The 25,647-nt window shown below is 71.9% G+C and carries 23 protein-coding genes; 8 read left to right on the top strand and 15 right to left on the bottom strand.

Annotated features, from left to right (window positions below):
- Positions 1-2 precede the first annotated feature (2 nt).
- A complete protein-coding gene (locus ATL40_RS07430) occupies positions 3-971 on the bottom strand; it encodes an Fpg/Nei family DNA glycosylase (RefSeq protein WP_098468983.1) in 969 nt (322 codons plus the stop codon).
- Entirely contained in the window at positions 964-1,320 is a 357-nt protein-coding gene (locus ATL40_RS07435) for an MGMT family protein (RefSeq protein WP_098468984.1), read from the bottom strand. Before ATL40_RS07435 ends, ATL40_RS07430 begins: the two co-directional genes overlap by 8 nt.
- A gap of 66 nt (positions 1,321-1,386) precedes the next feature.
- Here ATL40_RS07435 and ATL40_RS07440 point away from each other — a divergent pair, with 66 nt between their 5' ends.
- On the top strand, positions 1,387-2,190 hold the full coding sequence (locus ATL40_RS07440) for a hypothetical protein (RefSeq protein ID WP_098468985.1): 804 nt from the start codon (positions 1,387-1,389) through the stop codon (positions 2,188-2,190).
- 1 nt (position 2,191) lies between these two features.
- Here ATL40_RS07440 and ATL40_RS07445 read toward each other — a convergent pair whose 3' ends face one another.
- Positions 2,192-2,650 (bottom strand): ribose-5-phosphate isomerase, encoded by a 459-nt coding sequence (locus ATL40_RS07445; RefSeq protein ID WP_098468986.1) that lies wholly within the window; start codon positions 2,648-2,650, stop codon positions 2,192-2,194.
- 62 nt (positions 2,651-2,712) lie between these two features.
- Positions 2,713-3,738, bottom strand: a complete 1,026-nt coding sequence (locus ATL40_RS07450) for a GNAT family N-acetyltransferase (protein ID WP_098468987.1) — start codon at positions 3,736-3,738, stop codon at positions 2,713-2,715.
- 67 nt (positions 3,739-3,805) lie between these two features.
- Here ATL40_RS07450 and ATL40_RS07455 point away from each other — a divergent pair, with 67 nt between their 5' ends.
- Complete coding sequence (locus ATL40_RS07455) at positions 3,806-5,809, top strand: M13 family metallopeptidase (protein WP_098468988.1); 2,004 nt, start codon at positions 3,806-3,808, stop codon at positions 5,807-5,809.
- Positions 5,810-5,859: 50 nt separating this feature from the next.
- Here the strand turns inward: ATL40_RS07455 and ATL40_RS07460 are convergent, their stop codons facing one another.
- From ATL40_RS07460 to ATL40_RS07475, 4 genes are all read right to left on the bottom strand, one after another.
- A complete protein-coding gene (locus ATL40_RS07460) occupies positions 5,860-6,924 on the bottom strand; it encodes a GNAT family N-acetyltransferase (protein WP_098468989.1) in 1,065 nt (354 codons plus the stop codon).
- Positions 6,925-7,015: 91 nt separating this feature from the next.
- Positions 7,016-7,630 (bottom strand): hypothetical protein, encoded by a 615-nt coding sequence (locus ATL40_RS07465; protein WP_098468990.1) that lies wholly within the window; start codon positions 7,628-7,630, stop codon positions 7,016-7,018.
- A gap of 13 nt (positions 7,631-7,643) precedes the next feature.
- Positions 7,644-8,246, bottom strand: coding sequence for a mycothiol-dependent nitroreductase Rv2466c family protein (locus ATL40_RS07470; RefSeq protein WP_098468991.1), 603 nt, complete (start codon positions 8,244-8,246; stop codon positions 7,644-7,646).
- A 79-nt stretch (positions 8,247-8,325) separates the two neighbouring features.
- Positions 8,326-8,841 (bottom strand): MarR family winged helix-turn-helix transcriptional regulator, encoded by a 516-nt coding sequence (locus ATL40_RS07475; RefSeq protein WP_098468992.1) that lies wholly within the window; start codon positions 8,839-8,841, stop codon positions 8,326-8,328.
- 79 nt (positions 8,842-8,920) lie between these two features.
- On the opposite strand from ATL40_RS07475, the gene ATL40_RS07480 reads away from it, so the two are divergent.
- The 3 genes from ATL40_RS07480 (at position 8,921) to pepN (ending at position 13,121) form a co-directional block, all read left to right on the top strand.
- Positions 8,921-9,787, top strand: a complete 867-nt coding sequence (locus tag ATL40_RS07480; RefSeq protein WP_098468993.1) for a VOC family protein — start codon at positions 8,921-8,923, stop codon at positions 9,785-9,787.
- A 40-nt stretch (positions 9,788-9,827) separates the two neighbouring features.
- Positions 9,828-10,463 (top strand): alpha/beta hydrolase, encoded by a 636-nt coding sequence (locus ATL40_RS07485; RefSeq protein ID WP_169925908.1) that lies wholly within the window; start codon positions 9,828-9,830, stop codon positions 10,461-10,463.
- A gap of 69 nt (positions 10,464-10,532) precedes the next feature.
- Positions 10,533-13,121 carry an aminopeptidase N gene (pepN, locus tag ATL40_RS07490; RefSeq protein WP_098468995.1) on the top strand — a complete coding sequence of 863 codons (2,589 nt, stop codon included), beginning with the start codon at positions 10,533-10,535 and terminating at the stop codon, positions 13,119-13,121.
- A gap of 64 nt (positions 13,122-13,185) precedes the next feature.
- Here pepN and malQ read toward each other — a convergent pair whose 3' ends face one another.
- A complete protein-coding gene (gene malQ, locus ATL40_RS07495; protein ID WP_098468996.1) occupies positions 13,186-15,387 on the bottom strand; it encodes a 4-alpha-glucanotransferase in 2,202 nt (733 codons plus the stop codon).
- 84 nt (positions 15,388-15,471) lie between these two features.
- The gene (locus ATL40_RS07500; RefSeq protein ID WP_098468997.1) at positions 15,472-15,702 is read right to left on the bottom strand and encodes a PTS sugar transporter subunit IIB; all 231 of its coding nucleotides are present in this window, start codon (positions 15,700-15,702) and stop codon (positions 15,472-15,474) included.
- Positions 15,703-15,836: 134 nt separating this feature from the next.
- Here ATL40_RS07500 and ATL40_RS07505 point away from each other — a divergent pair, with 134 nt between their 5' ends.
- Both ATL40_RS07505 and ATL40_RS07510 read left to right on the top strand, forming a co-directional pair.
- Positions 15,837-16,319 carry a globin gene (locus ATL40_RS07505; protein ID WP_098468998.1) on the top strand — a complete coding sequence of 161 codons (483 nt, stop codon included), beginning with the start codon at positions 15,837-15,839 and terminating at the stop codon, positions 16,317-16,319.
- Complete coding sequence (locus ATL40_RS07510; RefSeq protein WP_169925830.1) at positions 16,316-17,212, top strand: acyl-CoA thioesterase; 897 nt, start codon at positions 16,316-16,318, stop codon at positions 17,210-17,212. The genes ATL40_RS07505 and ATL40_RS07510 overlap by 4 nt, the downstream gene beginning before the upstream one ends.
- A gap of 9 nt (positions 17,213-17,221) precedes the next feature.
- On the opposite strand, the gene ATL40_RS07515 is transcribed toward ATL40_RS07510, so the two are convergent.
- On the bottom strand, positions 17,222-18,727 hold the full coding sequence (locus ATL40_RS07515; protein ID WP_098469000.1) for an Hsp70 family protein: 1,506 nt from the start codon (positions 18,725-18,727) through the stop codon (positions 17,222-17,224).
- 114 nt (positions 18,728-18,841) lie between these two features.
- Between ATL40_RS07515 and ATL40_RS07520 the strand changes: the two genes are divergently transcribed.
- Positions 18,842-19,333 carry an acyl-CoA thioesterase gene (locus ATL40_RS07520; protein WP_098469001.1) on the top strand — a complete coding sequence of 164 codons (492 nt, stop codon included), beginning with the start codon at positions 18,842-18,844 and terminating at the stop codon, positions 19,331-19,333.
- 51 nt (positions 19,334-19,384) lie between these two features.
- On the opposite strand, the gene ATL40_RS07525 is transcribed toward ATL40_RS07520, so the two are convergent.
- The 4 genes from ATL40_RS07525 to ATL40_RS07540 all read right to left on the bottom strand — a co-directional run bounded on the left by ATL40_RS07525 (position 19,385) and on the right by ATL40_RS07540 (position 25,574).
- Positions 19,385-21,034: a GTPase family protein gene (locus tag ATL40_RS07525; protein WP_098469002.1), complete on the bottom strand. Its 1,650-nt coding sequence runs from the start codon at positions 21,032-21,034 to the stop codon at positions 19,385-19,387.
- Positions 21,031-23,031, bottom strand: a complete 2,001-nt coding sequence (locus tag ATL40_RS07530) for a dynamin family protein (protein WP_245866869.1) — start codon at positions 23,029-23,031, stop codon at positions 21,031-21,033. Before ATL40_RS07530 ends, ATL40_RS07525 begins: the two co-directional genes overlap by 4 nt.
- Positions 23,032-23,108: 77 nt before the next feature.
- Entirely contained in the window at positions 23,109-24,791 is a 1,683-nt protein-coding gene (gene ettA / locus ATL40_RS07535) for an energy-dependent translational throttle protein EttA (RefSeq protein ID WP_098469004.1), read from the bottom strand.
- A gap of 108 nt (positions 24,792-24,899) precedes the next feature.
- Entirely contained in the window at positions 24,900-25,574 is a 675-nt protein-coding gene (locus tag ATL40_RS07540; RefSeq protein WP_143556899.1) for a single-stranded DNA-binding protein, read from the bottom strand.
- Positions 25,575-25,647 lie beyond the last annotated feature (73 nt).

Consider the following 25,647-nt stretch of genomic DNA (forward strand, 5'->3'; position numbering starts at 1 on the left):
CCCTAACGCATCCGCTGGCAGCGCGGGCACCAGTACACCCGCCGCGAGGCCAGGTCCCCCACCTGTACTCGGGTTCCGCAGCGCAGGCACGGCCGCCCGTCCCGGTGGTAGACGTACCAGGAGTCCTCGGCCACCTCCCGATCGGCCGGGTCGGTGGTGACGATCCGGCCGGTGGCCACGCCGTCGGCCATGAGCCGGACGGCGTCGCGCCACAGGGCCCGCAGCGTGCGGGCCGCGATCCCCTCCCCCGGGCGGCGCGGGTGCAGGCGAGCCCGGAAGAGCAGCTCGGCCCGGTAGATGTTGCCCACCCCGGCGAGCACGGCCTGGTCCATCAGCGCCACACCCACGGGCGTGCGCGAGCCTCGGATCGCGGCCACCATCGCCGCCTCGCCCGCACCATCGGCGTCCGGCAGCAGCGGGTCGGGACCGAGGCGGCCCACGACGGCGTGGCGCGCCTGGTCATCGAGCACTTCGCACCGGGTGGGTCCGGTCAGGTCCGCCACGCCGTGCTCTCCCACCAGGCGCACGCGCACCTGGCCGCGGGGCTCGGGCACCTGCCACTCGCGATCCGCGCCGCCCTCGAGGATCGCACCACTGGTGCCCGACGGCGCAGGCTCGCTGAGCGCTCGCTCCTCCTCCGCGATACGCACCCGCGGCGCCCCGATGGCGTGCGGGCCGGCGAACTCGCTGTCGCCGGCGAAGGTCCAGGCCCCGTACAGGCCGAGGTGCACGTGCAACCATCGGATGTCCTGCGCAGCGCCGGGCGCCGTGCCGCCGTGCTCGTCGCCGCCGTGCTCGAAGCCGAGGAACAGGTGCTTGCCCCACGCCTGGGTGCGGCTCAGCACGGCGCCGTCCAGCAGGGCGGCCCCGTCGGCGAACCGGCCCTGGGGCGAGGTCACCGCCAGGCGCTGGCCGGCGAAGCCGTCTCGGAAGGCCGCGGCGAGGCGGTGGATGGAGTGCCCCTCAGGCATCGTGCTCCTCGGGTGGGTCGTCGAGGGGACCGAGGCGGACCACCTCGGTCTCGAAGGTGTGCAGGGCGGCGTGCAGGTCCACCCGCGTGCCGCGCAGCGGCGTCCCCTCGCCCTGCAGGAGGGCGAGGGCGCGCTCGGCTACCTGGGCGGCGGGGGCACCCGAGGCCGTCACCACGCGCCACCACGGCACCTCGCCGCCCGAGGTGGCCATGATGCGGCCCACCTGCCGGGCCGTGCCGGCGCCGCAGCGCAACCTGGCCTCCACGGCGATCCTGCCGTAGGTGGAGACCCGGCCGGCGGGGATCTCGGCCGCGAGGTCCAGCACGCACTCGCGAAGCCCGTTGTCCACTCCCCCATCTTCGCCGACGCCAACCGGTGCCGGGCACCGGCGCGAGCGCACGTAGACTGGCCGGTCGTGACGAGCAGCCCCGACGACGCCACCCCCGCGACGACACCGCACGCCGGGTGCGACCACGACCACGACGCACACGCGGGCCACGCCCACACGGGGGCAGACCCGCACGCCGACGCCCCGGATCCCCTGGGCGAGGCCCCCGAACGGATCGCGGCCGCCCGCCGTCGGCTCTGGCCCCGGATCGCCCTCGGCGTGATCGGGATCGGCCTGGGCGCCGTGCTCGGGGTCAACGCCGGCATCGGCGCGGCCGCGGGAACGGTGGTCGGCGTGCTGTCCGCCCTGGCGTGGCTGATCGCCGCGTGGGGCGGGATCCTGCTGGCCTCCCTCGCCCGCCGCGGTCAGTACACCACCATCGCCCTGGGGCAGGTCCTGGCCGCCGCCCTCGCCCCCGCGGCCGGCGCGGGCATCGCCCTGCTCGGCCGCGCGCTGGCCACTACCCCGATCGAGGTGTCCGCTGCCGGATGGCCCGGACGGCTGGCACCGATCGCGGTGGCCGCGGCCGCCGGGTGGCTGCTCGCGGGAGCCGTGGGTGAGGCGGTGCGCCTGCGCGCCCTGCGCTCCCAACTCACTCGGCAGGACGAGGTGGGCCTGCGATCGCGCGCCGAGGCCGAGCAACTCGAGACGGCCGCGTTGGTGCGTGCCGAACGGCTCGCGCTGCTGCTCGCGCTCGCCTTCGGCCTCGCGGTGGGGGCGATGGTCCTGCTGCCGTGGCTGGTGCTGGTGCTCGTGCCACTCGCGGCGGCGGGGGCCGCCTGGCTCGGCCTGCGGCCGCTGCGAGAGTCCGCCGGCGCCCGCCAGAACTGAGTCAGCGCGTCTCGTACGCGTGGACCTCGTCGATACGGCGCTGGTGGCGAGGGTCCTTGGAGAACGGCTCCGCCACGAACGCGTCCACCAGGGCGATCGCCTCGGCCTCGGTGTGCTGCCGTGCCCCGATCGAGATGACATTGGCGTCGTTGTGCTGCCGGGCGAGTTGCGCCGTCGAGATGTTCCACGCCAGGGCGGCCCGCACGCCGGTGACCTTGTTCGCGGCGATCTGCTCGCCGTTCCCGCTGCCGCCGATCACGATACCGAGCACCTCGGCGCCGTCGGCGAGTTCACCCACCACCGCCTCGCCGGTGGCGATGCAGTAGGAGGGGTAGTCGTCCAACGGGTCGAACGACTCCGCGCCGTGGTCCACGACGTCGTGGCCCGCGTGGGTGAGGTGGTCGATCAGGGCAGCCTTCAGGTCGAACCCTGCGTGGTCGGAACCGATGTGGATACGCATATCGTCATCGTCCCACGTCGTGCGCGCGGCGCCACTCGACATGGCCGCGTGGGCGCGCTGTCTCAGACCTCGCGGACGATCTCCGCGTTGGAGGCGATCGGCTCGAAACCCGACCGCTCGTACAGGGCCACGGCACCGGTCGGGTTGTCCGCGTCCACGTCCAGGCCCACCCGCTCCATCCCGGCATCCTTGGCGGCGCGCAGGGCAGCGGCCAACAGCGCGGGTGAGATGCCCCGACCACGACCCGCACGCACGACGCCGAGGAGCTCCAGGTAGCTGTAGCGGTAGCCGGACAGGTCCCAGGAGCGCGGGTTCGCGGTGCTCACCGCGAACGCCAGCACCTCGCCGCTCTCGTCGTCCACCGCCACCACGGACACGTCCTCGCGGAACGTCTCGCCGGTCACGAACGCGTGCCACTTGGCGGGCGGCACGGGTTCGCTGCCCCAGTGATCGCGGAAGGAGTCGTTGCGGGCGTGCCGGGTGGCCTCGGCGTCCCCCGGCTCGAAGGCGCGGATCGTGATGCCCTCGGGCGAGGCGACCTCGTCGATGGGCTCCGCGAGATCCCGCTCCAGCACGCGCATGGTCCGCGCCACGGTGAACCCGTGCGCCTGCAGCAGGGCGATGGCGCCGGGGTTGCGCAGGTCGTGGTTGGTGCGGATCCAGGCCGGCAGCGGCTCGTCCCGGGCGGCAAGGTGCTGTTCGGCGCGCGCCACCTGCCAGGCCAGCAGTGCGGCGCCGATGCCCCGGCGACGGGCGCTGGGCACCACGCCGCCGTCCAGCAGCGCCTGCAGTCGGGTGTCGATCCCGGGGTACAGGGTCGCGCTCCCCCAGGCGAGCACCGCGCCGTGCGCATCCAGCGCGAGCATGGTGTCGGCCGCCACGGTGGCGCCGCTCAGCGCGCCCTCGATGTCGCCGCGCGCCGTGACCCACTCGGGGTGGTCCACGGCATCCATCGCCTGCTGCGCCGCGAACACCGCATCGACATCCTCGGGCCCGGCGGGGCGCCACTGCGCCACCTCGGGGTGCTGCAGGGCGGGCAGATCGGGCGATTCGAGGCGCGCGGAAACGGCCGGAAGCTCGGGGGACATGCCCCCACCTTATGTCACCTCACGATCCGGAACCATCCGCCCGATCACGGCCCGTAGCATCGGGGGCATGACGAGTCAGGTGACCGGCGAGCAGATCGAGGGTGTCGCCGCCCTCCTCGCGACCGGCGGGGACCCCGCCGTGCGAGCCCAGGACGACTTCTTCCGCCATGTCAACGGGCGGTGGCTGCGCGAGCACGAGATCCCCGCCGACCGCTCGGTGGACGGTCAGTTCCACCAGTTGCGTGACCTCGCCGAGGAGCACGTGCGTGCGATCGTCGAGGAGGCGGCCGCGGCCGAGGGCGAGGTATCCGCCGACACCGCGCGTATCGCGGCGATGTACAACGCGTTCATGGACACCGAGGCCGTGGAGGCGGCCGGTGCCGACCCGCTGGAGGCCGACCTCGCGCTGATCCGCGAGGCGCGCACGCGCGAGGACCTCGCCGCGGCCCTGGGGCGCCTGGAGGAGACGGGTGTGCCCGGCTTCCTCGGCCTGTACGTGGACAGCGACCCGAGCGATCCCGACCGGTACGTGCTCAACGTGGTGCAGTCCGGGCTCGGGCTCCCGGACCCGACCTATTACACGGCCGAGGAGATGGCGGCGGTGCGCGAGGCTTACCGCGCCCACCTGCCGCGCCAGTTGACCATCTGCCTCGGCGTGTCCGATGCGGATGCGGCGGCGTTGGCCGATGCCGTGTTCGGGTTGGAGTCCCGCCTCGCCGCCGGGCACTGGGACCGGGTGCGCAGCCGCGATCGGCTCGCCACCCACAACCCCATGACGGTCGCGGAGTGGGCCGATCTGCTCACCGGCTTCGACCTCGCCGGGTGGGCGGGCGCGCAGGGGCTGGACCTCCAGGCGCTCGAGACAGTCGTGGTGCGGATGCCGAGCTTCCTCGAGGCGGCCGCACAGGCCTGGCGAGAGGAGGACCTCGCCACCTGGAAGGCGTGGCTGACCTGGTCGGTGATCCGGGCCCGCGCCCCCTACCTGCACGCCGCCGCCGCGCTGGAGAACTTCGACTTCTACGGGCGCACGCTCACCGGCGCCACCGAGCAGCGCGAACGATGGAAGCGTGGGGTCGCCCTGGTCGAGGGCGCCCTCGGCGACGCCGTGGGCCGCCTGTACGTGGCGCGCCACTTCCCGCCCGAGAGCAAGCAGCGCATGGACGAACTGGTAGCGGACCTCATCGCCGCCTACCGGGACTCGATCTCCTCGCTGACCTGGATGACGCCCGAGACGCGCGCCCGGGCGTTGGAGAAACTGGAGGCGTTCACGCCCAAGATCGGCTACCCGGTGCGGTGGCGGTCCTACGACGCCCTGGAGCTCGGCCATGACCTGCTGGGCAACGTCCGGGCGGCCAACCGCGTGGAGTCCGCACGCGAGCTCGGCAAGCTCGGCGGCCCGGTGGACCGCGACGAGTGGCACATGACCCCCCAAACGGTGAACGCGTACTACAACCCGGGGATGAACGAGATCGTCTTCCCGGCCGCCATCCTGCGCCCACCCTTCTTCGACCCGGAGGCCTCCGACGCCGCGAACTTCGGCGGCATCGGGGCGGTCATCGGCCACGAGATCGGGCACGGCTTCGACGATCAGGGCAGCCGCACGGATGGCACCGGGCGCCTCGTGGACTGGTGGAGCACGCAGGACCGGGAGGAGTTCGAGAAGCGGACGGCGGCGCTCATCGAGCAGTACAACGCCTACTCCCCCGCCCAGCTCGACGGGAGCCACCACGTCAACGGCGCGCTGACGATCGGGGAGAACATCGGCGACCTCGGTGGCCTCGGCATCGCGGTCAAGGCCTTCATCGCGGCGCGGGAGGCCGACGGCGGCTTCGCGAGCCAGGACGAGCGCCGCGCGCAGCTGCGGGAGCTGCTCACGAACTGGGCGATCATCTGGCGGTCCAAGGCCCGCGATGAGCGCGTCATCCAGTTGCTCACCATCGACCCGCACTCCCCGGAGGAGTTCCGCGCCAACGGTGTGCTGCGCAACCTCGACGTCTTCGCCGAGGTCTTCGACCTCACTCCCGGCGATGCCATGTGGCTCGAGCCCGATCAGCGCGTCAGCATCTGGTAAGTCCTCGAAGATGCCCGGGTGGCCCCGCCGCTGAGGCGGGGCCACGGGTGTCACACCTCCAGCACCCAGGTGGCCGAGCGGGAACTGGCCACGAAGCCCGCGCGCTCGTACAGTCCCAGCGCACCGGTGGGTGAGTCGGTGTCCACGTCGAGCACCACGCGTTCGAGCCCGGCCTCGGCGGTGGCGCCCAGCACGGCCGCGAGCAGTGCGGACGCCACCCCCTTCCCGCGCGCCTGCCGGGTCACGCCCAGGGTCGCCAGGTAGCTGGAGGTGTAGCCCTGCAGCGGGAAGTCCTCCGGCGTCACGATCGTGATCGCGGCGCCGAGCACCGGCCCGGCGGGCCCGGCATCGGCCGGAACGGCCACGAACGTGAGGTCGTCGCGGAAGAACTCCCCCCGGACCGTCTGATGCCACTCCGCGGCGTCGATCGGTGCCGATCCCCAGTGATCCTGGAAGGCCGCCACGACAGCGGCCATCGTGGCCGCATCGTTCTGTGGGGTGAGGGGGACCAGGCGCACACCCTCGGGCACACGGGCGGGAGGCGGCGGATCCGCCAGGTCGCGATCCATCGAGGTGAACCACCGCGCGATCTGGAAGCCGAGCGTCGTCGGCAGGGCCCGCCACCCGGGCGTGCGCTCCTCGGTGGTCAACCGGATCCAGGCCGGCACGGCCTCCTCGCGCTGGGCGAGCCGCTCGAGCGCCCGCGCCACCTGCCACCGTCCTAGCGCCGTGCCGATGCCGCGCCGCCGCGCGGCGGGGATCACACCCCCGGAGAGCCGCACCTGCACCCGGTCCGTGCCCGGGTGCAGCGGCACCAGCCCCACGGCCAGCACCGCACCCTGCGCGTCCACGGCCACCAGCGAGTCCGTGGCCAGGTCCAGACGCGCACTGGTCAGCTCGTCCACGACGTCCTCCTGCGGTGTGGACCAATCCGGGTGGTCGACGGCGTCCATCGCCTTGATCGCCGCGGTGACCGCCGCCGCGTCCTCGAGCCGCGCCGCTCGCCACACCGCGACGTCGGGGTGCGCGGGGACCGGGGCAGCGGGCGCCGCGATGCGCTCACGCAGCGGGAGGAGGGCGGGCGACGGCGTGGGCCCAGTGTTCATGGTGGTCATGGCGCACACAGTAGGGCCAGGCACGCCACCCGGCCAGGCATTATCGGAGGCCACGGCCCGCACCGGTGGCGGAACGCGACGTGGGCCGGTCTCAGGAGGCCAGAGCGCCGGGTCCGTAGCTGGTCAGGCTGGCGCGAGCCAGGGCGAAGCCGGTGCCGTCGATCAGCGAGAAGCAATCGAGCCCGGACTGGTTGGACTCGCACACCCACGGCCCGACGGTGGCGGCCTGGCCGTACTCCAACACGGTCATCTGCGCGGAGGCCGTCGTGGGCTGCGAGGTCGGGCACGGCAGGGTGACGCCGTCCGCGGCGAGCACCACCACGTTGCCGCGCCACTCGCACTCCTGCCCCGGCGGTGTCTCGTAGTCGCGATCGGCGATGGTGCACCGAGCCGAGTCCTCGGTGAGCGAGCAGTAGATGTTGCCGGAAGGCAGCTGGAACTGGGGGAGGTCCAAGGCGGACGCCGGCGCCGCACCGTAGCTCGGGCTCTGGGCACCGCTGGGCTCGGCCGAGGGGCTCTGCGTCGTCGCCCCGTCGGTCTGCGCCTGCGACCCCGCCTCACCCGCGGACGAGGCCGCCGTGGAGGGCGTGCGCTCGCGTTCGCTCGTCGCGGGGCCACCGGCCACCAGGATGACCGCGAAGGCCACCAGGAGCACGACGTCGAGCACCGCCAGGGCGATGATCCAGCGCTTGACCTCGGGCGTCATCGGCCGCCGGGCCTCAGAGTATGGGCCCGGAGGTCCGGGTGCGCTTGAGTTCGTACATGCCTTCCACGGAGGTCATCAGCACCAGACCGTCGAACAGTCGCAGCGCCGCGTCACCGGTGGGCGCGGGCGTGACGACCGGGCCGAAGTACCCGGTGCCGTTGATGGCCACCACGGGAGTGCCGACGTCCTGGCCGACCATGCCGATCCCCTCGGCGTGGGAGGCCCGCAGGGACTCGTCGAACTCGTCGCTCGTGGCGAAGGCGGCGAGGTCCGCCTCGAGGCCGACCTCAGCAAGCGCCTGCTCGATGGCCTCGGTGTGGTCCATCTTCTCTCGATGGATGCGGGTGCCGAGTGCGGTGTACAGGTCGCCGAGGACAGCGTCGCCGGCGCGCTCGCGGGCGGCGTTCACCACGCGTGCGGGGCCCCATGCGCGGTCCATCGCGGCGCGGTAGTCCTCGGGGAGGTCCCTGTCCTCGTTGAGCACGGACAGGGACATGATGTGCCAGTGCAGGTCGATCTCGCGTTGGGCTGCCACCTCGTGCATCCAGCGGGAGGTCATCCATGCCCAGGGGCAGACAGGATCGAACCAGAAGTCGACGCGGGGGGTGTCGGTCACCGTGTGGTCTCCTCGTGCTCTAGAACGTGACGTTTCATCCTGCCACTACGGGGACGTGCCGTGCGGGTTGCGGTGGGATTCACTCGGAGCGTGAGAGAGACGGCGCGGCGGGGTCGTTCGACATCTTGCCCTCGGGGTCCAGGAGCCGCAGGACCGCCTCGGAGATGTCAGCGAGTTGACTCACCTGGTCCTCGCTGAGCGCATCGAACACCGCGGAACGAGCTCGCGCCACGTGCCCGGGTGCCGCGGCCACGATGGCCTCCCAGCCGGCATCGGTGAGCTCCACATCGGTGGCGCGGCCGTCCTGCGGGCAGGCGACGCGGCGGACCAGACCGCGGTCACCGAGCCTGGTGACCACGTGGCTGAGCCGGGGCAACGTGGCGTTGGTCCGCTCGGCGAGCTTTGTCATCCGCAGCGTGCGGGCGGGTGTCTCCGAGAGCATCGCCAGCGTCTGGTAGTCGAAGTGGGTCAACCCGGACTCGCGTCGCAACTGGTGGTCCAACGCGCCAGGCAGGAGTTCCACCACGGCGAGCAGCGCGAGCCACGCCCGGCGCTCGGTCGGCGTCAGCCATTTCGGCTGTGCGTCGGTGGCCATCGTGCCCTCCCTCGTTAGTTGACAGCACAACTATACCGCGAGTAGTTTAGTTGCACGTTCAATCTTCTGAGGGGATCCGATGCCAGCCGACGTGTTCGATCCGGCCACGCACATGGCCACTCTCACCCTGCATGTGGACGACCTCGCAGGAATGGAGACCTACTACGCGCGCGCCCTCGGCCTCACCCCGGTGCATGCCGGCGCCGGGGAGGTCGTGCTCGGTCGCGGCAGCACGCCCACCGAGGGCCTCATCCGACTGGTGCACACCCCCGGACTACCCACACCGGGACGCGACCAGGCCGGCCTCTTCCACACCGCTCTGCTCTTCGACACCCAGGAGTCGCTCGCGGCCACCGTCGCGACCGCCGCCCACGAACCGCGCTCACGATTCGTCGGCGCCTCGGACCACCACGTCTCCGAGGCCTTCTACTTCACCGACCCGGAGGGCAACGGCATCGAGCTGTACTGGGACCGTCCCCGTGATGCGTGGTCTCTCGGCCAGGAGTCGATCCACATGACCACCCGGCACCTGGATCCGACCATCTACCTACGCACCCACCTGAGCGATCAGGGACTGGACCACCTCACCCAGGCACGGGGCGCCGTCGGGCACGTCCACCTCCAGGTCGGGGACCTGACCACCGCGCAGCGGTTCTTCGTGGATGCCCTCGGGTTCGAGATCACGGTGCGCTACCCCGGTGCGCTGTTCGTCTCCGCCGGCGGATACCACCACCACATGGCGATGAACGTGTGGAACTCCCCCGGCGCGCCCGCTCGCGCCGCCACACTCGGCCTGGGCGAGGTCGCGATCTCGGTGCCCACGCGTGAGGAGGTGGAGCGCACCGCGCAGCGTCTGCGTGATCACGGCCACGAGGTGCAGGACGACGGCCATGCGCTGCGGGTACGGGACCCCTGGGGCTCGGTCATCGCGGTCGCCCCGGGCTGAGGCGCACGGGGATCGGCTCGGGCAGTGGCAGGCTGGGGACATGCGGATCGACCATGACGCCACCATCATGCTGCCCGCCTCGGGCGCCGGCACGGACCCCGACGCCGAGACACCGCTCCTTCTCGTGTTGCACGGCTTCGGAGCGAACGAGCGGGACCTCCTGCCGCTGGCCGAGTACCTCGGCCACACCGGACCCACCGCGTTCCTGCGCGCACCGCTGGCCCTCGGCCCCGACCAACGCGCCTGGTTCCCGATCCTGGATATCGCACGCCCCGACCCCGCCGCCGTGCAGGCGGCCGCCGATGCGGTGCTGGCGTGGCTGGCCGAGCACCATCCGGGGCGCACCGTGATCGGTCTGGGCTTCTCCCAGGGTTCCACCGTGGTGCTGCAGGCCTTGCGCACCCAGCCCTCGGCGTTCGCGGGCGTGGTCGTGCTGTCCGGCTTCGTCTCCCCCGCCACCCACGACGGCGACAGTGCACTGGCCGGATGCGCCACCCCGGCCTTCTTCGGCCACGGGGACGCCGACCCGATCATCCCGACCGAGGTCACGGCGCTGACCGCGGCATGGCTTCGTGAGCACACCACGCTCACCGAGCGCGACTACCCAGGCCTGCCGCACGCCGTCGACGGCCGCGAGCTGGCCGACGTGCGCGCCTTCCTCGCGGCGCTGGCGTGATCGGCGAAGGGTGACAGGATGGGAAGGCCCGCGCCGACCGCGCGGAACCCGTCCGAACAAGGAGCATCAGTGCCCGGGGAGAACCTCACGCGCAAGGAGGCGCAGCAGCGCGCCGCCGTCCTCACCACCCACCGCTACGAGGTCGAGCTCGACCTCACCCGCGGTGAGAAGGTGTTCGGCTCACGCAGCACCGTCCACTTCGACGCCGCCCCCGGTGCGAGCACGTTCATCGACCTCATCGCTCCCGAGGTGCACGCCGTCACGCTGAACGGCCGCGCACTGGAGGTGGCGGAGGTCTTCGCCGACTCCCGCATCCAGCTGGCCGACCTCGCCGAGCACAACGAACTCGTGGTCGAGGCGAGTTGCGCCTACATGCACACCGGCGAGGGCCTGCACCGGTTCGTCGACCCGGTCGACGGTGAGGTCTACCTCTACACCCAGTTCGAGGTGGCCGACACCCGCCGCATGTTCGCCGTCTTCGAGCAGCCCGACCTCAAGGCCACGTTTGCCTTCACCGTCACCGCACCGCAGACGTGGCGGGTGATCTCCAACTCCCCCACGCCCGAGCCCACCGCGCCGCTCGGTGGCCAGGAGGGTGCCGCCACCTGGGCGTTCTCGCCCACCGAGGTGCTGCCCTGCTACGTGACGGCCCTGATCGCGGGTCCGTACGCCGGCGGCGAGGGCGAGCTGACCAGCAGCGACGGGCGCACCATCCCGCTCGGGGTGTACTGCCGCGCCAGCCTCGCCGAGCACCTGGACGTCGAGGACATCCTCGAGGTGACCCGCGACGGCTTCGCCTTCTACGAGCAGGCCTTCGACTCCCCCTACCCGTACCGCAAGTACGACCAGATCTTCGTACCGGACTTCAACGCCGGGGCGATGGAGAATGCCGGCGCCGTGACGTTCCTGGAGAACTACGTCTTCCGCTCCCGGGTGCCCGAGGCGACCCGCGAGCGACGCGTCACCACGATCCTGCACGAGCTCGCGCACATGTGGTTCGGCGACCTGGTGACGATGCGTTGGTGGAACGACCTGTGGCTGAACGAGTCCTTCGCCGAGTACGCCTCCACGCTCGCGACCGCGGAGGCCACCCGGTGGAGCGACGCGTGGACCACGTTCAACGGGGTGGAGAAGTCCTGGGCCTATCGCCAGGACCAGTTGCCCTCCACGCACCCGATCGTCGCGGAGATCCGCGACCTGGAGGACGTGGAGGTCAACTTCGACGGCATCACCTACGCCAAGGGTGCCTCCGTACTGCGCCAACTAGTGGCGTGGGTCGGCAAGGAGGAGTTCCTGCGCGGTGTCGCGGCGTACTTCGCCGAGCACGCCTGGGGCAACACCGAGTTGCCTGACCTGCTGCGCCACCTCGAGGCGACCTCGGGACGCGACCTCTCGGCGTGGTCCGGGCTGTGGCTGGAGACCGCGGGCGTGAACACCCTGCTGCCCGAGCTCGAGGTCTCCGACGAGGCCGAGGGACGCCGGATCACCTCCTTCGCGATCCGCCAGCAGGCCCCGCAGCAGTGGCCCACCCTGCGTCCGCACCGGCTCGCGGTGGGCGGCTACGACCTCGTGGACGGGCGTCTGGAGCGCCGCCTGCGGATCGAGCTGGACGTGGACGGCGAGCTCACCGAGGTGCCGCAGCTCGCCGGCGAACGCGCGCCCGACCTGCTCCTGATCAACGACGATGACCTGGCCTACGCCAAGATCCGGCTCGACGTGGACTCCCTGGCCACCGCCCGGCTGAACGCGGCCGCCTTCACCGACCCGCTGCCGCAGGCCCTGGTGCTCTCCGCAGCCTGGGACGCCACCCGCGACGGGGAGTGGCCCGCCCGCGCGTTCGTGGACATGGTGCTCGGCACCGTCGGCGCAATCGCCAGTTCCTCCATGGTGCTGGTGCTGTTGCGCCAACTCGTGCTGGCGGTGGAGAACTACGTGGACCCGGCCGTGCGCGGCCCGATCCGGGAGGCCGCGGCGGGCCGCCTGTGGGACCTGCTGCTGGCCGCGGAGCCCGGCTCGGACACCCAGTTCCAGTTCGCCTCCACCTTCGCGCGGCTGGCCAGCAGCGACGACCAGCTCGACGCCGTGGCCTGGGTGCGATCCGGGGAGCGCACCATCGAGGGCCTGACCGTGGACGTGGACCTGGACTGGGCGATGCTGACCGCGTTGGCCGCCGCCGGGCGCGTCGGCGAGCGGGAGATCGCGACGGCGCAGGAAGCCGACGCCACCGCCAGCGGTGCCCAGGCCGCGGCCACCGCCCGCGCCGCACTGCCCACCCAGGCGGCCAAGGAAGAGGTCTGGGACCGCATCGTCGAGTCCGACGACCTGTCCAACTCCCTGCAGACCGCCGCGATCGCCGGGTTCTCCCGGTCGCTGGACCCGAGCGTCCTGGTGCCGTTCGCGGAGCGCTATTTCGCCGCACTGGAGGGTGTCTGGTCCGAGCGCACCAACGAGATGGCACAGAACATCGTGCTCGGGCTCTACCCCGGGTCGCTCGCTGACATCGACGCGAGCCTGGGCGTCGACGTGCTCGAGATGACGCAGGACTGGCTGGACTCCCTCGGCGACCGCACCCCGGCGCTGCGACGCCTCGTGGTGGAACTCGCCGACGGTGTGCGCCGCCAGTTGCGGGTGCAGCAGGTGGACCGCGCCGCCGGCTGAGGCACGCCCGACGACGAGCGCCCCGGGGAGTGACTCCCCGGGGCGCTCTCGTGTGTCGTCGCGCTCAGGCGCGTTCGGCTGCCTGGGCTCGCAGTGCGCCGTCGATCACCGAGGTCAGCGACTCGAATCGGCTCACGCCGGCGAGGTCCTCCACCAGCACCGCTTCCTCGGAGGAGTTCGCCAGCGGCACCTGCCAGTTCGGGTACTCCTCGAAGGTACCGGGCTGATTCTGGGTGCGTCGTTCCCCGACCGCGTCCACCAACGCCACGCCGAGCAGCACCGACTCGGCAGCCACCAGGTGCAGGTGCAGCGCCTCGACGATCTCCCGTTCCGTGGGATGGGCGGAGATGAGACCACGCTCGCGCAGGATCCCCAGGATCCGCTCGCGCTCGTGGTCAGCCGCGGCCCGCACCTGCTCCACGGGCTCGGTGAGCAGACCGAGGCGCTCGCGAAGGTCCACGTGCTCGTCCGCGAGGTACCCGGCGGTCGGCGGCAGGTCGTGCGTGTTGACCGTGGCGAGCAGGAGCTTGCGGTAGTGCTCCGGCGGCTTGGGCTGGTCGCCCTCGTACTCGAACCAGAGCACCGAGGTGCCCAGCACCCCGCGCGAGGACAGGTAGTCGCGCACCCACGGCTCCACGTTCCCGAGGTCCTCACCGATCACGACCGCCCCGGCACGCTGGGCCTCCAGCAGCAGCACCCCGATCATCGCCTCGTGGTCGTAACGCACATAGGTGCCCGCGCCGGCGCCGAGGCCTTGCGGGATCCACCACAGGCGGAAGAACCCGATGATGTGGTCGATTCGCAGCGCACCCGCATGGCGCAGCAGTGCGCGGACCATCTCGCGCAGCGGGCGGTACCCCGAGCGGCGCAGTTCCTCCGGTCGCCACGGGGGCTGGGACCAGTCCTGTCCCTGCTGGTTGTACATGTCCGGCGGGGCTCCCACGGAGATCCCCGGCGCGAAGAATCGGCGCATCGACCACGCGTCGGCGCCCTGCGGGTGCACCCCGACCGCGAGGTCGTGCATGACCCCGAGCGACATCCCGGCCTCCAGACCGGCGCGCTGGGCGCGCTCGAGCTGCTCGTCAGCCACCCACTGGATCCAGGAGTAGAACTCCACCCGGGAGGCCAACTCGCTGCGTAGCCGCGACACCAGGGGCGAGGTGGCGTCGTCGAGCTCGGCGGGGCCAGCCGATCCGTCCGGGACAGCGGCGCCGTCTGGCCCCTCGTAGTGTTCCTGGATGGCGCACCACAGGGCGAAGTCCTCCAGCACGCGGCCCTCCCGCGCCCGGAACGCCTCGAAGGAGCGCTGACGCCGGGCGGATCGAGGTGCCTGGAAGATCACCTCCAGCGCGGAACGCTTGGCCGCCCACGAGGCATCCCGGTCCAGGTGACGCGCATCGGTATTGCTCGCGGCCACGGACTCCTGTGCCCACTCCACCAGGGCACGCTGGGAACTGGGGAGGTAGGCGGCCTCGGCGATGTCCTCCGGCCGGATGTACAGCGGGGAGACGAAACGCCGTGAGGCCGGCAGGTAGGGCGAGGGCTCGATGTGGCCGGTGACCTCGCCGGCGTGCACCGGGTTGACCAGCACGAAGTCCCCGCCGCGGGTGCCCGTGAGATCGGCGATGTCTGCGAGGTCCGCGAAGTCGCCGATGCCCCACGAGGCACGGGAACGCACGGAGTACAACTGGGTCATCAGGCCCCAGCCACGACCGCCCTTGTCCGGCCGCAGCTCGGGCATCTCCAATCGCTGCGGGACAACGGCCAGCACGCAGGAGGCCGCGCGTGCCGGCGCGCTCTCGCCCGTCCGCGTCTCCGTGGCCTCGACCGTGTGCCAGCCCAACGGGAGATCCCCCGGCAGGGTGAGGGTGACCCGGCGGAAGGGCACGCCCTCCACCTCCTGCTCCTGCGCCGGCAGGTCGCTGGGCACCGGGAGTGGCCGGCGAGTGCCGTCCTCCAGCACCAGTTCGAGCACGGGCGAGCGCCCCTCACGGGTGGTGACCGGAACGGACACGGAGTCGCCCTGCCTGACCACCAGCGAGGGTGGGACGAGTTCGCGCCAGGGTCGCGCTGCCAGCTCGGCCCGCTCCCGCTCCACCTGTTCGGCGGTGAAGGTGGCCACCCCCATCGCCTCGAGGATCCGCCGTAGCGTGGTCTCGGGCACCTGGACGAGGTCGCCGAAGAAGGAGTGGTACTGGGTGGCAATGCCGTAGCCCTCGGCGAGGGCTACCAGCTCCGGCGCCGGCGCGCTGTCGAGGCTGCTCATCAGGGTCCTTTCGTGGGTGACTGCTTCGATCCTTGCAGACACGACAGCGAATGCACCCGGTGACGCCCCGAGGACCTCAGGTTGTTATCGCGCGTTGTTCAACAGGGCCGCGAGGGAGTCCGCCTCCGGGCCCACCACCACCTGCACCACGCGGCCGGTGCGCACCACGCCGAACGCCCCGTGGGACTTCAGTGCGGCGTCGTTGACGAGTTCGGGGTCCACGACCTCCACGCGCAGGCGCGTGATGCACGGCTCCACCTCGATGACGTTCTCGGAGCCACCCAGATCCGCGAGGAAGTCCAGTTCCTTGGCCATCCCGACACCCCTTCTCTCAAACCGTCGCCAGGACGTCAACCGACGTCCTCGTCACTGTACCCACCCGGCGGGATTCGCCGGAACACCGTCACCGTATCGGGCGCCGCACGCCGTGCGGGGCTTAGGCTCGCGGGGTGAGCACCGCAGGCCCGTTCCCTCGCCCGACCCCCGAGTTCTACGAGCAGGTCGGCGGTGAGGCGACCTTCACGGCACTGACGGAGCGCTTCTACGAGGGTGTGCGCACGGACGACCTGCTGGCGCCGATGTACCCCGCCGAGGACTTCGAGGGTGCCCAGTGGCGCCTGCGGACCTTCCTGGAGCAGTACTGGGGCGGGCCCACCACCTACTCCGAGCAGCGGGGGCACCCCCGGCTGCGGATGCGTCACGCACCCTTCGCCGTCACCCCCGCCGCGCGGGACCGATGGCTGCTGCACATGCGCACCGCCCTGCTCTCCCTCGAGCTCGCCCCACTCGCCGAGGCGACGCTGTGGGACTACCTCGAGCGGGCAGCCCATGCCATGGTCAACAGCCACGGGCGCTCGGTCGACCAGGACCCGGCACTCCCTCCCCACCCCTCCGCCTCACTCCCCCTCACGACCCGACAGGAGGACTCGTGACAGCCCGACCCGCACGACCCACCCGGACCGGAGAGGACGTGTTCGCCTCGATCCTCGATGTGATCGACGTCGAGGAGATCGCACCCGACACCTACACCGCCGGTTCGCTCCCGCACTTCAACCGCCGCATCTACGGCGGTCAGGTGCTCGCGCAGTCGATCGTCGCCGCCTCGCGCACCGTGCCGGCCGGCCGCTTCGCGCACTCGGTGCACGGCTACTTCCTGCGCCCGGGCAATCTGGATGTACCGATCACCCTGGCGGTCGAGGAACTGCGCGATGGTCGCTCCTTCTCCGCCCGCCGCACCCATGCGCTGCAGGACGGCGTGCCGATCCTCTCCCTCATCGTCTCCTTCCAGGAGGAACAGCCAGGGTTGGAGCACATCCAGGAGGCTCCTCCGCAGGTGCCGCCGCCCGAGGGTCTCGCCTCCAGCACGGACCTCTTCCCGGCGTTGCGGATGCCGGCGGAGTACGCCGCCCCCGGGGGCGCATTCGATGTGCGACACGTGGAACCCGCCCTGTACACCGCACCCGACCCGCAGCGGCGCGACAACCAGGCGATGTGGTTGCGCGCCACCGGCGCGCTGCCCTCCCACGCCGACCGCAACCTCAAGGCCGCGCTGCTCGCCTATGCCTGCGACCAGGCTCTCCTGGAGCCGGTGCTGCGCGCGCACGGATTGTCCTGGAGCAGCCCGGACCTGTCGGTGGCGAGCATCGACCACGCGATGTGGTGGCACCGGGAGGTGGACGTCACACAGTGGCTGCTGTTCGTGCAGGACTCCCCCGCCGCCATCGGGGCCCGGGGTCTCGGCACGGCCCGGGTCTACACCCGGGACGGCACGCTGGTGGCGAGCATCGCTCAGGAGGGCCTGGTCCGCACGCCCCCGAGGTCGTGAGGCACCAGCTCAGCGCAGACCGAAGCTGCGGCTGTATCCGTCCTCCAGCACGGTGATCGTGACGTGCACCAGTCCATCGCTGTCGATCGCGTACCGCTCCTCCACCTCGGGCCCGTCACCCGTGCGTCGGATCGGGACAGCGGTGAGGTCCTCGACCTCGCGCAGCGCGGGATCGAAGGGGAAGAGCACCTCGGCGAACGGGGTGAGTTCGCCACTCGGCTCCCCCAGGATGTCCCGCCCGGGGTACTCGACATAGCGGAACCAGCCCACGTTGTGTGCCGCGCGGTAGCGGCGGGTGAGCACGGCGTCCCCGGTGCTGGGCAAGGACGCGTCCGGTGAGAGGATCTCGTCGAATCCCAGCGCCGATCCCGCCGATTGCTCACGGAAGACCCCGAAACTGCGCGAGAGGCGATCGCGCATCGTGAAGTCCGACTCCGGGTCGGCGGCGATCGCCAGGCCGATCGCCGTGGCGGCCGCGGGGTAGGGCGACCGGAACACACGGCGGCCGAAGCGCTGACGCAGCACCCGCGGCACGAGCGGTAGGCCGCTGGCCCCTCCCACGAGATAGACGCCGGCGACCTCGGCCAGCGACTCCGCGACCTCGTCCGCCTCCAGGCGCCCCACCAGGGGCTCCATCGCGGTGACGGACTGCTCGATGAGGGGTGTGACGTGGCGGTACACCTCGTCGACCTCGATGAGCACGGGATCGCCGTCCAGGTCCACCACCAGGCGCCGTGACTGCGGGGTCAGTCGTTCCTTCGCGTCCCGGCACTCCGCGAGGAGCCGTCGCCACTGCGCGCGGGTGAGGTTCGGCTCGCCGGCCGAGCGCAGCGCCGTCTGTGCGAGCAGCACGTCGACGTCATCACCCCCCAACCGGTTGACCCCCACCGATCCGAGCACCTCGTGCCGGCTCGCCTCGGCGCTCACGAGGGAGGCATCGAAGGTGCCGCCGCCGAGGTCGTACACGAGGATGCGGGTGCGTTTGGAGGACAGCGTGCGTGGCCTGCGGTGGGTGTACTCGAAGCCGGCCGCGGAGGGCTCGTTCATCAGGGCGAGGACCTCGAACCCCGCGCCCCGGAAGGCCTCCAACGTGAGGAACCGTTGCACGGTGGGCGCGTGCGCCGGAACGGACACCACCACCTGATGCGGCCGACCCGCCCGCGACGGTGCGCCGATGGCCGGGGAGTCGTCGATCGCCTCCCGCAGGGCATGCAGGAACCCCGTCACGACGTCGAGCAGGAGGTGCTCGCGTTCACCGATCGACACCCTCGAGGTCGGGGAGGCCTCGGCGTCCCCCATCAGCCGCTTGAACGAGCGCAGCAGTGGCGCTCCCTCCTCGGCCGCGGCGAGGGCGTCGAACCCGAAGACGAGGTCGCCGTCACGATCGGCCGCCACCGAGGGCATGAACTCGTGGGGGTCGCCGACCGTGTCCAGGAAGGCCAGCACGGGGTAGTTCCCGCGATCCACCCGCGCCACCACGGTGCGGGTCGTGCCGAGGTCGATTCCCAGGTGCATGACTCGAGCCTAGTGCGTGGGAGCCACCCTCCCGCCGAGTGATCCGGGCAGGCGCGTGGGCCGGCAGCGCGCTAGCGTGACGCGGGCACACGTACCCCGACAGGAGGCCCCTCGATGCGACTGCGAATCCCCGTGGAGGTGCGCTGGGCCGATCTGGACGCCTACGGCCACGTGAACAACGCCGCGGCCTTCACCCTGCTGGAGGAGGCGCGGATCCGGGCGTTCTGGGCCGATTCCGGCGCCTCCGAGGCGTGGCCGACGGCGATACTCGCCATGGGTACGGGCACGGCCACCCAGACCCTGGTCGCGCGTCAGGAGATCGAGTACCACCGTCCGATCCCGTTCGCGCGGACCGGGCTGCTGGTCCAACTGTGGATCGGGCACATGGGCGGGTCCTCGCTGGAGGTGTGCTACTCGGTGCACGAGGCCGATGCCGATGCCGCACGCATCGGGGACGCCCTGGACACCCCCACATACGCCGTCGCCGCGACCACGCTGGTGATGGTCACGACCGCCACCGGTGCCCCCACCCGGATCACGCGCGCCCAGCGCGAGGCGTGGGAGCCCTTCGTCGAGCCGCCGGCTCGGTTCCGGCACCGACGCTAGCGACCAGGCGGCCGTGGCGTGACCGGCGCCGCGTCATCGTGCACGGCGCGCTCAGGCACCGGCGCGGACGGCGGCCGTGCGCAGCGCCTCGCTCGCCGCGAGTTCGCCGTCGACCACCGCGAGCACCCGGTCGGAGGCATGGCGCTCGACCGCGCGCCGCAGCCTGGCGCGTACCTGCCGCATCCGCCGGGCCGCCGATCGCCGCGCGGCGAGCCGGGCGAGCGCGGCCAACGCGATGCCCAGGACTGCGCCGCCGATCGCCAACAGGCTCGGCCATGGCCAACGCACCTCCCCGAGGCTCAGCACCGGCACGGGCCACTGCGGGAGCTGCAGGAAGTCGATGACGGCCAGTGCCAGGAGCCAGGCGAGGCCCGCCAGCAGGGTCAGCATCAGCACCCACTGCACCGTGCCCACCCAGCGCCACCACGCGGGCCGCTGCACACTGACCCCGCGTGCAATCTCCTGGTCGAGGGAGTCCGCGAGGTCGGCGGCACCCGAGACGACGCGTGCGCTGACGGCATCGCCCCAGGCCGGCGGGAGCGCGGAGGCCGCGGCGTGCACATACGCCCGGGTCGCGCTGGTCACCTTGGCCCGCGACTGCGGCGTGGCCGGAGGAAGGGAGGTACGGCGCGGCACATCCGTGGCCGGGTCGGCCTCGGTCCGCGCGCCGCCGGACTCGCCCCCGCTCCCCCCGCGCAACCCGAGCGTACGCAGCGGGTCGGACCGGAATCGCTGGATCCACCGGGTGGGCGGCCACCCGGTGGCGCGCGCGGCATCCCTCACCGTCGCAGCCCCCACCGCATCCACGACACGGGGGATGCCGGCAGCTTCCTCGAGGACCTCCACCAGGTGCTCGCGGGCGTGCTGTGCCGCCGCGGCTCCCTCGACCAGGCTCGGGAGTTCCCCGAGCAGCGATCGTGCCGCAGTGGCGACCTCGCCCGTGGCGCGTAGCCGGGCCGTCTCCCGGGAGCGCACCGCCCTCGCCACGTCCTGGGCCAGTGAGTCCATGCCGTCGCCGTCCAGCGCCGACCCGGTCAGCACGCGCGCGTCCACGCCGTCCGCACGCACCAGGCGCTCGAGGTCCTCGCGGCATTCACGAGCCTGGTCCGGACTCAATCGGTCGCTCTGGTTCAGGAGGACCACCACCCGGGTGTCCGAACCCGCCAACGGCTTCAGGTAGCGCGTGTGCAGCACGTCGTCGGCGTACTTCTGCGGGCTCGTCACCCACACGAGCAGGTCCGCGCGGTCGGTGATGTGGTCGGCACGCTCGCGATGCTCGGCGACCACCGAATCGTGATCCGGGAGATCCAGGAGGATCAGTCCGTCCGGGCTGGCTGCTGTGACCGGGCGCTCGTGCCGGTCGGGCACGCCGAGCCACTCCAACAGGGCTGTGGACCCCGCGGACAGGTCGGCGACCTCGCTGACCAGCGCCATCGCGTGGGAGGTGGTGGGCCGCATCGTGCCGGTCCGCGCGAGGTCGCTCCCGGCGAGAGCGTTGAACACGGACGACTTCCCGACCCCGGTAGCGCCTGCGACGGCCACCACGGTGTGCTCTGCCGACAGCGCCGCGCGCTCGCGTACCCGCTCGAGCGCCGTCGCCGCGTGTTGGACCACCTCGGGGCGCAATCGGCCGCGCGCGAGGTCCACGGCCTGGGCCAACGCGTCGACGCGCTCCGCCAGGGGTACCTTTCGTCGTCTCATCCCCGGCCTCCCCTGCCGAACAGTCGAGCGAACCAACCGCGCCTGGGCGCCGGATCTGACGCGGCCCGGCCGGGCATCGCGGGAGCGGGCGGAGCAACGGCACCGCGCGCACCCGCGCCGCGCAACCGGGTGACCTCGCCTGACTCTGCCGGCCGGGGCTCGCTGCCCGCGTCGACCCTGGCGGCCGCCGACTCCCGGCGGTCGCCCTGCAGCGCGGAGGCGATCTCTGCGGCCACCAGGCGGAGTCGCTCGGGAGCATCCGCATCCACCTGTTCACGGCGGACGATCGCCTCCACAGCATCCGCATCGGCGGCGATCAGACCCACCAGGCGACGGTCCAGGCTCGCCTGCGCCGTCGCGGTGAGTCGGCGTACGGCGTCGTCTCCGAACGCCGCCTCGAGCACCTTCTGCGCCAACACGGCGGTGCCACCAGCGATCCCGACCTCTGCGCCGGTGAGTCCACCGGTACCCGCGAACACCAGGAGCATCAGCGCCACGCCGAGCCCGTTCACCCCGAAGCTCAGGGCTCGGGCGAGACCGCGCCTGCTCGATCCCTGCTCGCGCACCAGGTCGAGGACCTCACCCTGCCACTCCCGGATCTCCCGCTCGATGCGCTCGCGCAACTCGGCGCTACCGGCCGGGGTAAGGGAGGTGCCGTGCTCGATCGCGTCCAGGAGGTCCGCGCCCGCGGGGTCGACGCGCCATCCGGTCCGCACCGCCTCCCGCGCTCCTTCGACGGCGTCGAGTGCCACCGCCGCGAGTCCGTGCGCAATCGCCACCTCGGCCTGGTGCGCGGATGCGGACCCTCCGCGCAGGAATGCCGTGACCCGGTCCCGGGTGCGGCCGACCCCACGTTCGATCGCCCGCATCATGTCGCTGGTGCCCACCACGTCCTGCCATCGGGCGAGCACCTCCCCACGGAGCAGTCCGCCGTCCTTGGTGGCAGCGATCACCGTCTCCGCGGCCGTGCCGTAGGCCAGCTCGACCGTGACCAGGAGTCGCTCCTCGGCGCGCGCCTGGTCCTGCGCGGCCTCCGCGAGCGCGCGTACCCCCGCGACCACGGCGTCCAATGCACCATCGCGTGTGGCGTGGGCGATGCTCTCACGCTCGACCCCGTCTGCGGCGACGTCGGACAACCACCCCGCGAGCTGGGCCACGGCTGCCTCCGGCAACAGGCCCTCGTCGTCCAGCCCCGTCTCGGGGATCTCGAACAGTCGAGCGTGCTCCAGACCCGCACGGACCATGTGACCGCGCAGGTCCTCGGGGACATCACGTGTGGCGGCATCCAGGCGGTCGAGGACGATGGCCACCTGGGTGCGCCGCTGGGAGGCGGCGTGAAGCAACGACCAGGGGACCGCGTCGGCATACCGCGCCGGTGTGGTGACGAACAACCACAGGTCGGCGGCGGCCATCAACTGCTGCGCGAGTTCCCGGTTCGCCTGCTCCACGGAGTCGATGTCCGGGGCGTCCAGCAGGGCCAGTCCTCGCGGGATCCGCCGGGACGGTGCCAGTCGCAGCGACCGGTGCGCCGCGGCGTCGGGCGCCGCACCTGTCGGGGGGTGCGGCAACTCCTGGGCGGTGGCGTCGTCGCCCGCGACGGCGCGGGCGTGGGACCGCACGAGGTGCGGCAGCAGGCGCTCGTGGCCGAACCAGTCGGCGTCCTGGGGGTTGTGTACCAGCACCGGTGAGCGCGTGGTGGGGCGAAGCACGCCTGGGGTCGTCAGCGGTGCCCCCAGGAGGCTGTTGACGAGAGTCGACTTCCCGGCGCCCGTCGAGCCACCCACCACGACCAGCAGGGGTGCACCCTCGGCGCGCAGTCGGGGAAGCAGGTAGTCCTCGAGTTGCGCGAGCAATTCGGCACGCTCCCGGCGCCGTGCTTCCACCTGGCGCGCGCGCAACGGCAGTGGCAGCGTGGAGAGTTCGTCACTCAGGTTCTCCAGCGCTGCGAGCAGCGCTGCCCGTGCGATCGGCGCCCTCGCCGTCGGCTCTCCCTGCACGTGCCTCACCCTCCTGCCGAGCGCTCCGGCACGGCAGTGTGCCGGAGCGCCCGTCCGTCATCGATCGAGCGGGACTGTCAGTCCCGCGTGAGCTTGCGGTAGGTGACCCGGTGCGGGCGAGCCGCCTCAGGCCCCAGCCGCTCGATCTTGTTCTCCTCGTAGGCTGCGAAGTTGCCCTCGAACCAGTGCCAGGAGGCGGGGTTCTCCTCGGTTCCCTCGTAGGCGAGGATGTGCGTGGCGACACGGTCGAGGAACCACCGGTCGTGCGAGACGACCACGGCGCACCCGGGGAACTCCAGCAGCGCGTTCTCCAGGCTCCCCAGGGTCTCCACGTCGAGGTCGTTCGTGGGCTCGTCCAGCAACAGCAGGTTCCCGCCCTGCTTGAGGGTCAGGGCGAGGTTCAGACGGTTTCGCTCTCCACCGGAGAGCACCCCTGCGGGCTTCTGCTGGTCCGGGCCCTTGAAGCCGAACTGCGAGACATAGGCGCGGGAGGGGATCTCGACGTTGCCGACCTGGATAAAGTCCAGCCCGTCGGAGACGACCTCCCACAGGGTCTTCTTCGGGTCCAGACCCGCACGGGACTGGTCCACGTAGGAGATCTTGACGGTCTCGCCCACCTTGACCTCGCCGGCGTCCAGCGGCTCCAGGCCCACGATGGTCTTGAACAGGGTCGTCTTCCCGACCCCGTTGGGGCCGATCACCCCGACGATGCCATTGCGCGGCAGGTCGAAGGAGAGACCCTCGATCAGGGTGCGGTCGCCGAAGCCCTTGACGATGTCCTTGGCCTCGATGACCACACTGCCCAGCCGTGGCCCCGGCGGGATCTGGATCTCCTCGAAGTCCAACTTGCGGGTGCGCTCCGCCTCCGCCGCCATCTCCTCGTACCGGGCGAGGCGTGCCTTGCTCTTGGCCTGGCGCCCCTTGGCGTTCGAGCGGACCCACTCCAACTCGGTAGCGAGCCGCTTGGCGAGCTTGGCGTCCTTCTTGCCCTGGATCTGCAGGCGTTCCTGCTTCTTCTCCAGGTAGGTGGAGTAGTTCCCCTCGTAGGGGTACAGGCGACCGCGGTCGACCTCGGCGATCCACTCCGCCACGTTGTCCAGGAAGTACCGGTCGTGGGTGATCGCGATGACAGCGCCGGCGTAGCGAGCCAGGTGCTGCTCGAGCCACTGCACGCTCTCGGCGTCCAGGTGGTTGGTGGGCTCGTCCAGGAGGAGCAGGTCCGGGGCCTCCAGGAGCAGTTTGCACAGCGCCACGCGGCGCCTCTCACCTCCGGAGAGCACCGAGACGTCCGCATCCGGCGGCGGGCAGCGCAGGGCATCCATCGCCTGCTCCAGGCGGGCGTCGATGTCCCATCCGTTCGCGGCGTCGATCTCCTCCTGGAGCTTGCCCATCTCCTCGGTCAACGCCTCGTAGTCGGCGTCCGGGTCGGCGAACTCCTCGGCGATCGCCTCGAAGCGGTCCTTCTTCGCGAGCAGGTCACCGACGGCCTCCTGCACGTTGCCGAGGACTGTCTTCTCCTCGTTCAGCGGGGGCTCCTGCTGCAGGATCCCGACGCTGTAGCCCGGCGAGAGCCGCGCCTCACCGTTGGAGGGGGTGTCCAGGCCCGCCATGATCTTCAGGATGGTGGACTTACCGGCACCGTTCGGGCCGACCATGCCGATCTTGGCTCCGGGAAGGAATGCCATCGTGACGTCGTCGAGGATGACCTTGTCCCCGTGCGCCTTGCGCGCGCGGACCATCGAGTAGATGTACTCGGCCACAGTTCTCCTAGGCAGGTGGGTGGATTCTCGGCGCCCAGCCTACGCCAGCCGCGTGCACCGCGAGCACCTGGGGCGTGGCACCCACCGGGCCACCCCGGCGCGCCCCACCTAGGCGGTGGACGGGACGCCGGCGGCCGCCACACCCCCGGGATCCTCACCCTGCGCCGGGGTCCCTGCGGGTGCGAGGCCGAGCGGGCCGTCCTCGCGCGCCTCGTCCTCGCGCGGTCCCTCCGGATCGTCGCCGACCAGGGCGTCCCCCGGCCGTTCCTCCAGTGCGGTGACGTCCACCGTGTGATCGGGGGCCGGCTCGCTGGGCCCGGTGGTGATGCCCTGGCTCATGCCGCCCCATCCGTCCGTGGTGGGGCGCTGCGCGTGCGTGGCCCCGGACGGTGTGGCATCGCCAGGTGCGCCGTCCGCGCGTGTGCCGCGGTCGAAGGTCACGACGCCGTAGGCCGCGATGTCGATGGCGACGGCCTCCGCGTGGATGGCGGTGCCGTGGTGCGCCACGCCGTCGCGATCGACGTAGCTGTCGTCGACGAGCCGGCCCCGCACCAGGAGCGGGTAACCGGCACGCACGCTCTGCGCGACCCGTGCGGCCAGGTGGCGGTAGGCGCGCACCGTGAACCAGAGCGTCTCGGCGTCCTCCCAGGAGCCGTCCTCGCCGCGGCGGGATCGGGTGCACGCCAGCCGGAACCGGGTCCAGGCGCCGTGGTCGTTCGTCCGAGCCAGTTGTGGGGTGGTCCCGGCGATGCCACGCACCGTCAGGGTCGTCTCGTTGCTCATCGGCTTCTCCTCCGTGGTCGGCAGCCGGACGCGCTCCGGCACCACCACGGTGGATCACTCGGGCCCAGCGCCG

This window comes from Serinibacter salmoneus, assembly GCF_002563925.1.
In the GTDB taxonomy this organism is placed as follows: domain Bacteria; phylum Actinomycetota; class Actinomycetes; order Actinomycetales; family Beutenbergiaceae; genus Serinibacter; species Serinibacter salmoneus.